Genomic DNA, 11515 nt, shown 5'->3' on the forward strand with positions numbered 1-11515 from the left:
TTCCTTCGTGTTTTAGCGACATGCCTTAGAAGGCGTCGATTGGTGGGGCCGCGGGATCCGGGAGGAGATCGACCGCGGCCGCGGCCGTCATTTTTGGTAGGCGGCCATGTTGTCGGGGGTGACGAGTTCGAACGGTACCCAAAGGGTGCGCTCGCTGGCCTGCTTTCCTGCCAACTTGACAGCCGTCTGGACTGCGGCTTCGCCTTGCTTTGTTGCGTTCTGGAAAACTGTCGCGTCGATGTCTCCGGCCTTCATGGCGGCCAGTCCATCTGGCGTGGCATCGATGCCGGTGATGACAACGTCGTTCATCGCGACGCCAGCCGCCTTCAAAGCCTGAGCCGCGCCAATGGCCATCTCGTCATTATTGGCAACCACCGCATCGAACTTCAGCCCAGCCGTCAGCCAGGAAGATACGAGATCCTGCGCCTGGGTCCTGTTCCAGTTCGCTGTCTGCTTTTCGACGATATCGATCCGGCAATCTAGTTGAGAAAAGACGGCCTCGACATCCTTTGTGCGCACAAGGGCTGCATGGTTTTCAAGCGGCCCCATCAGAATTACGGCGCGACCTTTGCCGCCCAGAAGCTTGCAGGCGGCTTTCGCTTCCATCGTGCCGGAATCGAGTTCGTTGGAACCGACAAAGGCTGTGCCTTCCGGCAATCCCGAAGCGAGTTCGGCCGGCGGATGGTTGACGTAGACGAGCGGGATCTTCGCATCAGCTGCCACCCGTGTGATCGCGGCCGTCGAGTCGCCGTCAACGGCATTCACGATGATTGCATCAACACCGTTGGCAATGAAGTTTTGGATTTGGTTGAGCTGTTTGGCAGGATCGAGTTGAGCGTCCTCTGTGAGGAGTTCGACATTTTTTACCCGTTTTGCTTCATCGCGGATTCCGTTCAGCAGAATCGTCAGAAATGGGTTATCGAACGACGTCATTGTCACCGCCACGCGCGTGCCAGCAAAGGCCGGCGCGGCTAGAAGGCAAAGCGCGGTCGTTATGAGCAGCTTCTTCATTTCGGGTCGTCCCATCTTCGCCTATCGAAGACAGAGGGCGGCAGGGGCCGCCCATCCGTCAGCTCTTCTTGATACGCTTGCGTTGGCGATAGACGTCGGCGACGACAGCCGCCACAATGATCGCGCCCTTCAGCATTTCCTGGTAATAGGCGTCCAGCCGCAGGAAGGTGAAACCTGAGATAATCACGCCGAAAATGACCATTCCGATCATCGTGCCAATGACTGATCCGCGGCCGCCAGAGAGCGAAACGCCGCCGATAACAGCCATTGCAATCGCATCAAGCTCGTACATAGAGCCCATGCCGGCCTGCGCGGTCAGACCTCGGGCAGCGACGACAATACCAGCAAGGCCAGACAACAAGCCGGCTACGGCATAAATCTTGACGGTGTGACGCTCGACGTTGATACCCGACACCCGCGCCGCCTGGGGATTGGCGCCGACGGCATAAGTGAACTTGCCGTAGCGCGTATAGCGGAGAACGATGTGCAGGATCGCTGCGACCGCAAGGAAGATAAAGATGGGGGCCAAACCTTTTCCGAGTGCAGCGAAACTGTCGGTCGGAAAGCTGATCGGCTGCCCCTTCGTATACCACTTGGCAAAACCGCGAGCCGTGACCATCATACCAAGGGTGGCGATGAAGGGGGGAATTTTCGTGTACGCTATCAAAAGGCCGTTGATCATGCCACAGAGCAGACCGACGACCAAGCCCACCGCAACCGGCAGTATTACCGGCAGATCAGTCAAGTGGGGGTAGACTGCTCGATCATACGTGCCGACTTGCGCCAGGCTCATGGATATCATGGCAGTCGCACCGACGATCGAACCGGAACTCAGGTCGATCCCGCCAGAGATAATGACCTGGGTCACGCCGATCGCGATGATGCCCACGACCGATACCTGGAGGATCATAATCGAGAGGCGTTGAGTGTTGGCAAGGAAGCTCTGGCCTTGCAGGATCCAGCCCAGAATCTCAAATGTCAGCGAGATGCCGACAAGAATCAGCAGGATGCTCAGTTCCGCCGGCACGCGTCGCCGGGGTCGGGTGGCCGGCAATGCCGATTGTGATGTCGCGTTCGTCATAAGATCTTTCCTCCCGTAATGAACACTAGCGTGCTGCGAGGTTCATTATCTTCACTTGAGTTGCCTCGGCGCGATCAAGAAAGCCCGAAACGTGCCCTTCATGCATGACCATGATCCGGTCGCTCATCCCGAGGACCTCCGGCAATTCAGATGAGATCATCAGGACCGCCACACCTTCGGCGGCAAGGGCCGTTATCAGGCGATGAATCTCCGCTTTAGCGCCGACATCGATGCCGCGAGTTGGCTCGTCGAGGATCAAAATCCGCGGTTTGGTCAGAAGCCAGCGTGCGATCAAGAGCTTCTGCTGGTTCCCGCCCGAGAGATTCTCGACGGTCTCCTGGAGGTTCGGCGTCTTGACACGAAGCTTGGCGGCCATTTCCTCCGAGAGTCTTGTCACTGTTGCTTGATCGACGAAGCCGGCTTTGACGTGCGACCGCGTGATCAGCGCGGCTTGAATGTTTTCAAGGCAATTCAGTATCAGGAAGCAGCCCGTTTCCTTTCGATCCTCGGTCAGAAAGGCCATGCCATGGGCCATGGCCGCGCTCGGACTGTCGATCTTTACCGGCGTGCCATCGATCACGATCTCGCCTGACGCTGCCGGTTGAACACCAAACAGCGCTTCGGCGACGTTGGAGCGCTTTGAGCCCACGAGACCCGCAAGGCCGAGGATCTCTCCTCGCCGGACCGAAAACGAGATGTCATGGAAGACCCCGGGAATCGTCAAATTCCGAACCTCAAGAGCGACGTCGCCGATCGGGCAGTCGATCTTGGGAAACATGTTGGTGATCTCACGTCCAACCATCATGCGGATGATGTCGTCGCGGGTTACATCCTTTGAAGAATGTGTCCCGACATATTTCCCATCGCGAAACACGGTAAATTCGTCGGCGATCTCAAAGAGTTCGTTCATTTTATGGGTAATGTAGACGATGCCTATGCCGCGCGAGCGGAGGTCACGTATGATCGTAAAAAGATGCTCAACTTCACGGTCTGTCAGCGCCGATGTCGGCTCATCCATGATGAGGACGGAGGATTCGTAGCTGACTGCGCGCGCAATCTCGACCATCTGTTTTTGAGCTACTGTCAATTCGGACACTTGAGCTCGTGGATCGAGTACGATGTTCAGGCGAGCAAAAAGCTCCTCCGTCATCGTCACCATCTTGGAATGGTCGATGAGTCCAAGGCGGTTCTTGGGCTCGCGTCTGATCCAGATGTTCTCCGCCACTGTCATCCAGTTCATTAACTGGAGCTCCTGGTGGATCATCGCGATCCCTTGCTCCAGCGCGTCAAGCGGTGACTTCAGCACTGTCGGGACACCGCGAAGACGTATTTCACCAGCGTCTGGCTGGTATATCCCGGCGATGATTTTCATGAGCGTCGACTTGCCAGCCCCGTTTTCGCCCATCAATGCGTGGACAGTTCCGGGTCTGACGCGAAGCTGCACGTTGTCGAGCGCCAAAACACCCGGGAACTCTTTGCGAATACCCTCGATTGCAAGCAGGCCGTCGGCTTCCGTGGCCTCGAGTACGCGCTTGATAGCTGCCGCTGTGGTGGGACTTACCATGGCTTATCCTCCATCGCTCGGAAATCGAAAGAGGCGGCATCTCCGCCTCCTTCGACGCTACGATCTGTTTTAGTTCCTGGCCTGGTAGTCTTTGAGATTTGCCGGCGTAACGAGTTCGAACGGCACATAGCCCTTCTTCTCGACGGTCTCGCCGCGCGCAATCTTCAGGGCCGCATCTACAGCGCCCTTGCCCTGCCCCGCAGCGTTCTGGAAGACGGAGACATCGAGGTCGCCAGCGGCCATGGCAGCAAGCGCGTCCTGAGTGGCGTCCACGCCGGAGACAATCACGTCTTTCATGTCTTTTCCGGCAGCTTTCAGCGACTGGATCGCGCCAATTGCCATCTCATCGTTGTTGGCAATGACAGCGTCAAACTCCACGCCGGCAGATAGCCAATTGGTCATCAGGTCGGCGCCCTGTGTGCGCGACCAGTTGGCGGTCTGCTCCTCAACGATCTTGATGAAACTGCACTCGGGCGTCGCAATCACGTCCTTGATGTCCTGCGTGCGCATGCGGGCGGCCTGGTTGGAGAGCTCGCCCATCATGACGACGGCTTTCGCCTCTGTCTTCCCAGCCTCCTTCAGAAGGCGGCAAACTTCCTTGGTTTCGAGCGTTCCGGACTCTTTCTCGTCGGAAGCCACGAAGGCCTGCTTTTCGGGAAGCTGGTCCACGTTTACTGGCTGACGGTTGACATAAATCAACGGAATACCTGCCGCATCGGCAGCCTGCGAGAGCGCAACGGTCGCATCCGTATCAACTGGATTGACGATAATGGCGTCGACGCCGGAGGCGACAAAGTTCTGGACCTGGCTGAGCTGCTTACCAACGTCGTTTTGCGCATCCTCGATCTGAAGTGTAACGCCGTCCTGGGTCTTGGCGTAGTCGGTCATGCCGTTTCGAAGAACCGTGAGAAAATTATCGTCGAAGAGCGCCATCGAGACGCCGATCGTCTCGGCCGACGCGGTCGTCGCCAACATGCTGGCGAAAGCTGCAATAATCAGGTGCTTTTTCATTTCATTCTCCTCCAGAGGTTATCGCGGGGCCAAAAGCCCCAGGTCAGTCATTTGGCAACAAGAATTCGCTGACGAAGATCAATGATCTCCATCATCGGTTGGTCAGGGCTTTAGTTATCCCGGTGGGGCAGCCTCCTGTCTCCACCACCCGGCAGGACAATTTCCTAGTGGAGGGCCGTCGTCAACGTCTCTTGACGGCTACCGGCTATCAGCGCTGATAGAAACAATGCAGCTGTGCATGATAGAATCCATCAAACCATCACAGACTCTCAGGCACCCAAAGCTGTGCGGGGAGGAAGCGTTGTCCCGGCGTTTCTGCCATGCCGTGTTCGATCGTATGAACCATGGTGGCAATGAGGTCAGCGCATAATTCACGCAGGGGCGTCTGAAATACGCCGGTGATGCGCCGTTCAAGTAGCGCCTGTCGTGATTCTGGCGTCAGTTCATTGACGAGGCAGCCGATCTTTTCGCCTTTGTTCGTTTCCTGCAAAGCTTCGATCGCGCCTTCCATCCCGCCCCCGATGCAGTAAACACCCACCAGGTCATGATGGCGAGAAACGGCGTCCATCAGCAATTCATACGTCAAGCGCCGGGTTTCAAGGTTGATTAGCGCATCCAGCACCTCGAACTCCGGAGCGTATTCCCGCATATAACTGCGAAATCCAGTCTCGCGTAGCGAATGCCCGTGAAATCGGTGACCACCTAGAAGCAGGAGCAGTTTTCCGGGTGAATGCGACAGCTTGGACAGGAGCCATGCGGCGGTCCGCCCAACTTTCATATTGTTCGTGCCGAGATATGCCTCCCGCACGCCTTGGGCAAAGTCGGAAAGCAGCGAGAAGGTAGGAATACCCTTGGATTTGAGAGCGCTCACCGCCGATGTGACGTCATGATGGTCTGGTCCGATAGCACCAACTGCCTGTACCTTTCCCTTCATGCCGAGCAGCAGCTCCGAAATCTCACCGGGCTCACCGGACTTTGCAAACTGCACATGCACTTGAAGACGCCGGTCCTTGACCGCACGTGCGGCGGCCTGCAGTTCTTCGGCAAATGCTTGATAGAACGCGTGGCGTTCTTTGCGCAAAACCACGCCCAGATTGTAGGAAGGCAAATCTGCCAGCATTCGCTGCCGAATTATATTTGTGCCGTGGAATCCGACCCGCTCGGCAGCAGAGAACACCCGTTTTGATGTTTCTTCGCGCACGGGGAGTCGGGCATTTAACACGCGATCGACTGTTGCAACGCTAACGCCAGCCGCTTCTGCGACGTCCGCAATCGTGGGACGCTTCATCTAGATCACCTCAGGAAAGATAGGGTTTCTTCACAATGTGACATAGATTGTCATGCGGATTGAGAGAAACCAATCAGCAATGCAAAAAATATCTGTCCTTGTTCTAGCTGCAGCCCCTTCGCTCACGATGTAAGTGGAGTTTGATGCGTCACGCCGCCTCGCCGCGGGCGTCAAGTCTAGAATCGTGAGGTCACTGCAAGGTCATCGTTTGGACCGACGATCCGCCGAGAGACGCTGCATGTCTGGCAAAATGCCGCGATGGTTGATCGGTTGGATGATGATCCGTTGTCCGCACGCATTTAATCGTCTTGTACTTCAGAGCGTAGCCACTCCTGAAACTCATCGGCGATGGGAAGGCTCTGTTTTTCCTCAGGGCGGACGACGTAATACGCGTTTTCGGTTCTCATCGTGCTGGACGTCAGGGGTAGGAGCATGCCGGTCTTTAGCTCCTCCTCTATCAGATAAGTTGGCAGAAGCGCCGCACCGAGCCCGGCTATCGCTGCTGCCACCATCATCGAAAACTGGTCAAATCGGAGCCCGACATATGCATTGTCTACGATCGAACCTTGCAGTCGAAACCAGTCCGACCATAGCTTTGGCCGCGTGGTGAGGTGTAGCAATGGAATGGTAGAGAGATCGCCTGCTGCCTCTTGCCTCGCCCGTTCGGCGAGTGCTGAACTTGCTATCGGCATAACGGTCTCATGGCAGAGGAACGTTGGGGTGCCACCTGCCCATATAGGTTGTCCGTAGTGGATAGCGAGATCGAAACTATCCTCCATGAAGCTGAAGGGCTTCGAACGAGATTCTATCGTGAGCGCAACATCTTGATGCGTCGCGAGGAAACGCCCAAGGCGGGGGACGAGCCATTTCGCGCCGAAGGTTGGAAGTGTCGCTATCTTTAGCGATGCGCGCGTCCGACCTGCTGCCGCGGCATCGATCATAAGCCGTTCCGATCGTGCAAGAAGATCCTTAACCTCCGGCAGTAGCCTTTGTCCGGCCTCAGAAAGGATGACACGTTGACGAATGCGCTCGAAAAGCTTGAGGCCAGTCTGTCGCTCCAGATCTGCAATCTGGCGGCTAATCGCGCTCTGGGTCAGGTTTAGCTCTTCTGCTGCGCGAGAAAAATTCGCGTGGCGGGCCGCACATTCAAACGCTTGAAGGGTCACAATGTCTGGCACTAGACTTCGGCGCATACCTATTCCATTTTCGCATAAAGTTAGCCGCACGAGTCACAACACGTGGCTGCCACAGAAGAGTATATTGCATTTCCAACATCAAGTCACAAACTCTTCAAAGGTCTAAAACAATGACGAAGCATGTCACGTCGAGCGACATCCGTGCCGCGTTTTCTGGAGCGATGTCGGCCATGTATCGCACCGAGGTCCCTGCTTACGGAACTCTGATGGATCTTGTGGCCCGGGTTAACAAGGAAGCACTTGCCGCCAAGCCCGAACTTAGGGCTCGGCTTGAAGCGACAGACAATCTTGATCGGATATCTGAGGAGCGTCACGGCGCAATCCGCTTGGGAACGGCGGACGAGCTTGCGATGATGCGGCGCGTCTTTGAGGTCATGGGTATGTATCCAGTTGGCTACTACGATCTATCCACGGCAGGAGTGCCCGTCCATTCGACTGCGTTTCGACCGGTCGGCGAGGAAGCCCTTAAGCGCAACCCTTTTCGGGTCTTTACGTCTTTGCTTCGCCTCGACCTTATCGCGGACGAGACCTTGCGCAAGGAAGCGGCTGACATTCTCGCCAAGCGGCAGATTTTCACCAGCGGCGCGGTCGAGCTGACCGAAAAGGCGGAAGTCGAAGGTGGGCTGTGCAACGAGGATGCGGATCGTTTCGTTGCGGAAGTGTTGGAGACATTCCGCTGGCATGACAAAGCTATAGTCGATGGCGATATGTATCATCGTCTGCACGATGCCCATCGCCTGATCGCCGATGTCGTTTCCTTCAAGGGACCACACATCAACCACCTCACCCCTCGCACGCTTGATATCGACAAGGTACAGGCGCTGATGCCCGAATCCGGGATTTCCCCTAAAGCGGTGGTTGAAGGACCGCCGACGCGCGACTGCCCGGTCCTGCTGCGCCAGACCTCTTTTAAGGCGCTTGAAGAAGCGGTGTCATTTGAGGACGGTCGGGGAGGCTGGAAAGCCGGCTCCCATACGGCGCGCTTCGGCGAGATCGAACAGCGGGGCATCGCCCTTACCCCAAAAGGCAGGGGTCTTTACGACAAGCTTCTCGACGAATCCCGCAAGGTTGTGCGACCGGCTGCGGATGGCTCGAACGCCAAGACCTACGAAGCGACGCTTGCGCAAACGTTTCATGCGTTCCCCGACAACTGGCCGGCCATCCGCTCTGATGGGCTAGGGTATTTCAGTTACTCGCTTACGGAGAAAGGGAAGAAAGGCTCTGTGCTGCCGGGTGCAAGCATAGAATCCCTCATTGCAGACGGCCTGATCCAGTTTGACCCCATCGTTTACGAGGATTTCCTTCCCGTCAGCGCAGCCGGCATTTTCCAGTCGAATCTTGGCGACGGCGCTCAGCAGGAATTCGTGGCGAGTCCAAATCAAAAGCGCTTCGAAGCAGACCTCGGTGCGCAAGTGCTGAACGAATTTGATCATTATGCGCAAATTGAGAAAGCTTCACTGGATGCCTGCGTCTCGCAACTGAAAAATCGTCCCGCCGCCGAGTGAACCGTCACAGAAATCGCGCAAGCAGAAGCCGACCTGGAGTCCCAAAATGAACGTTTCCGTAAAGACTGTTTCCGTTACTGAAGAAGCCGCCGCGATACTCGGCCGCCTCGGCGTGGCAAAATCACGTTACACCGAAGGCGACATCGTTGCCTTCTCTCCGATCACTGGCGAACAAACGGGCAAGCTGAAAGCGATGAGTTCGGCAGAGGCGACCAAGGTGATCGAACAGGCTCACGAAGCCTTCCAGACGTGGCGCCTCGTGCCCGCTCCGAAGCGTGGCGAACTTGTTCGTCTCCTCGGCGAGGAACTACGTGCCGCCAAAACGGATCTGGGCCGCCTCGTTTCGATCGAAGCAGGCAAAATTCCTTCCGAGGGATTGGGCGAAGTGCAGGAAATGATCGACATCTGCGATTTCGCTGTCGGCCTTTCCCGCCAGCTTTACGGTCTCACAATTGCTACCGAGCGCCCGGGCCACCGTATGATGGAAACCTGGCATCCCCTCGGTGTCATCGGCATCATTTCCGCTTTCAATTTCCCGGTCGCCGTTTGGGCCTGGAACGCAGCATTGGCTTTGGTCTGCGGCAACAGCATCGTGTGGAAGCCATCGGAGAAGTCGCTGCTTACAGCATTGGCGTCGCAGGCGATTCTCGAACGCGCCCTCAAGCGTTATGGCGAGGCTCCGGAAGGCCTCTCCCAGGTTCTGATCGGCAATCGAGCGATCGGTGAGGTGCTCGTTGATCATCCAAAGGTTCCGCTCGTGTCAGCGACGGGTTCCACTCGCATGGGCCGCGACGTCGGCCCGCGGCTGGCCAAGCGATTCGCTCGCGCCATCTTGGAACTTGGCGGCAACAATGGCGGCATCGTATGCCCGTCAGCTGATCTCGACATGGCGCTTCGAGCCATCGCCTTTGGCGCGATGGGCACGGCTGGCCAGCGGTGCACGACGTTGCGTCGCCTGTTCGTCCATGAAAGCATCTATGATCAGCTCGTACCGCGCCTGAAAAAGGCCTATGAGAGCGTCTCTGTTGGGGATCCGCTGCAGTCGACAGCGTTGGTCGGACCGCTGATCGACAAAATCGCTTTTGAAAACATGCAGAAGGCACTTGTTGAAGCCAAGGAGCACGGAGGCACCGTTTTGGGTGGGCAACGTGTGGATGTCGGTCACGAACTGGCATTCTACGTCAAGCCGGCGCTTGTCGAAATGCCCAAGCATGAAGGCCCGGTTCTGGAAGAAACCTTCGCACCTATTCTGTACGTCATGAGATATAGCGATTTCGATGCGGTCATCGCCGATCACAATGCGGTGGGTGCGGGCTTGTCTTCCTCGATCTTCACCCTCGACATGAGGGAAGCCGAGCGATTCGTAGCTGCCGATGGCTCCGATTGTGGTATCGCCAACGTGAACATCGGCACGTCGGGTGCAGAGATCGGCGGTGCGTTCGGAGGCGAAAAGGAAACGGGAGGCGGCCGTGAATCCGGCTCCGACGCCTGGAGAGCCTACATGCGCCGTACGACGAACACGATCAACTATTCGAAGTCGCTGCCCCTGGCACAGGGCGTTTCTTTTGACATCGAATAGGAATGGCGCGTTTCATGACGATCTCAACAAAAATCGAAGAAGCGGGCTTCAAACCGGCTTCACGGATCGCCTCGGTTGGCGTTTCGAAGATTCTCCAGATCGGCGCACGCGCCGCTGCAATGAAGCGCGATGGTCTGCCGATCATCGTGCTGGGAGCGGGCGAGCCTGATTTCGATACGCCGGAGAACGTCAAGGAGGCGGCTAAGGCTGCCATCGACGCTGGCGAAACGAAATACACCGCGCTGGACGGCACGCCGGCCCTGAAGAAGGCGATCGTCGAAAAGTTCAGACGGGAAAACGGCATCGACTACGATATCGACGAGGTTACGGTTGCGACAGGCGCCAAGCAGATCCTCTTCAACGCCTTTATGGCGACGCTCGATCCCGGCGACGAAGTGATCATCCCGACGCCTTACTGGACTTCCTATTCCGACATCGTCGAGATTTGCGGTGGTGTGTCAGTTGTTATCCCGTGCGACGCCAAGGCCAACTTCCGTCTCCAGGCCGAACAGCTGGAAAAGGCAATCACATCAAAAACCCGTTGGATTCTTCTTAACTCGCCGTCCAATCCATCGGGCGCTGCCTACACCGCCGAGGATTACCGCCCCCTCCTGGATGTTTTGATCGGTCATCCGCAGGTCTGGTTGATGGTCGACGACATGTACGAGCACATCGTCTACGAGGATTTCGCATTTGCGACACCTGTCGCGATCGAGCCTCGACTGAAGAATCGCACGTTGACGATCAACGGTGTATCGAAAGCCTACGCGATGACGGGCTGGCGCATCGGTTATGCGGGTGGCCCGAAGGCTTTGATCAAAGCGATGGCGGTGATCCAGAGCCAGGCGACGTCCTGCCCCTGTTCGGTCAGCCAGGCTGCCTCGGTTGAGGCTCTGAACGGGCCCCAGACGTTTCTGAAGGAGAGACAGGAGAGCTTCCGTCGTCGTCGCGATCTTGTTGTCGAGCGCCTGAACGAAATCGACGGGTTGGATTGCCGTACTCCGGAGGGTGCTTTCTATACTTTTTCCAGTTGCGCCGGCGTTTTGGGCAAACTGACACCGAAAGGGAAGAAGATCGAAGCCGACCATGACTTCACCGACTATCTTCTAGAAGAGGCCCACGTCGCGGTCGTCCCTGGCTCGGCCTTTGGCCTATCTCCCTATTTTCGGATTTCGTACGCGACTTCGGAAGCCGAATTGATGGAAGCACTCAATCGTTTCAAGCATGCTTGCTCTGCATTGCAGAATTGATGTCATTGCCTGGTTCGAGGTGCGTATAAA

General features: G+C 56.8%; 9 protein-coding genes. 3 read left to right on the top strand and 6 right to left on the bottom strand.

Going from position 1 to position 11515, the window contains the following annotated elements:
• Window positions 1-87 precede the first annotated feature (87 nt).
• From ACZ9DP_RS11600 to ACZ9DP_RS11625, 6 genes are all read right to left on the bottom strand, one after another.
• Entirely contained in the window at window positions 88-1011 is a 924-nt protein-coding gene (locus ACZ9DP_RS11600; protein WP_476201775.1) for a sugar ABC transporter substrate-binding protein, read from the bottom strand.
• 58 nt (window positions 1012-1069) lie between these two features.
• A complete protein-coding gene (locus tag ACZ9DP_RS11605; protein ID WP_239601473.1) occupies window positions 1070-2092 on the bottom strand; it encodes an ABC transporter permease in 1023 nt (340 codons plus the stop codon).
• A 25-nt stretch (window positions 2093-2117) separates the two neighbouring features.
• The gene (locus tag ACZ9DP_RS11610; RefSeq protein WP_476201776.1) at window positions 2118-3656 is read right to left on the bottom strand and encodes a sugar ABC transporter ATP-binding protein; all 1539 of its coding nucleotides are present in this window, start codon (window positions 3654-3656) and stop codon (window positions 2118-2120) included.
• 69 nt (window positions 3657-3725) lie between these two features.
• Window positions 3726-4667 carry a sugar ABC transporter substrate-binding protein gene (locus ACZ9DP_RS11615; RefSeq protein ID WP_476201777.1) on the bottom strand — a complete coding sequence of 314 codons (942 nt, stop codon included), beginning with the start codon at window positions 4665-4667 and terminating at the stop codon, window positions 3726-3728.
• Between the two features lie 259 nt (window positions 4668-4926).
• Window positions 4927-5955: a LacI family DNA-binding transcriptional regulator gene (locus tag ACZ9DP_RS11620; protein ID WP_239601474.1), complete on the bottom strand. Its 1029-nt coding sequence runs from the start codon at window positions 5953-5955 to the stop codon at window positions 4927-4929.
• Window positions 5956-6254: 299 nt separating this feature from the next.
• On the bottom strand, window positions 6255-7154 hold the full coding sequence (locus ACZ9DP_RS11625) for a LysR family transcriptional regulator (protein WP_476202269.1): 900 nt from the start codon (window positions 7152-7154) through the stop codon (window positions 6255-6257).
• Window positions 7155-7261: 107 nt separating this feature from the next.
• On the opposite strand from ACZ9DP_RS11625, the gene hglS reads away from it, so the two are divergent.
• Genes hglS through ACZ9DP_RS11640 form a run of 3 tightly spaced genes read left to right on the top strand, consistent with a single transcriptional unit; the run spans window position 7262 to window position 11485 of the window.
• Window positions 7262-8656, top strand: coding sequence for a 2-oxoadipate dioxygenase/decarboxylase HglS (gene hglS / locus ACZ9DP_RS11630; RefSeq protein WP_476201780.1), 1395 nt, complete (start codon window positions 7262-7264; stop codon window positions 8654-8656).
• A 46-nt stretch (window positions 8657-8702) separates the two neighbouring features.
• Entirely contained in the window at window positions 8703-10235 is a 1533-nt protein-coding gene (gene amaB, locus ACZ9DP_RS11635) for an L-piperidine-6-carboxylate dehydrogenase (protein ID WP_476201782.1), read from the top strand.
• A gap of 14 nt (window positions 10236-10249) precedes the next feature.
• Window positions 10250-11485, top strand: coding sequence for a pyridoxal phosphate-dependent aminotransferase (locus ACZ9DP_RS11640; protein WP_476201784.1), 1236 nt, complete (start codon window positions 10250-10252; stop codon window positions 11483-11485).
• Window positions 11486-11515 lie beyond the last annotated feature (30 nt).

Source organism: Rhizobium sp. USDA 4016, assembly GCF_056279705.1.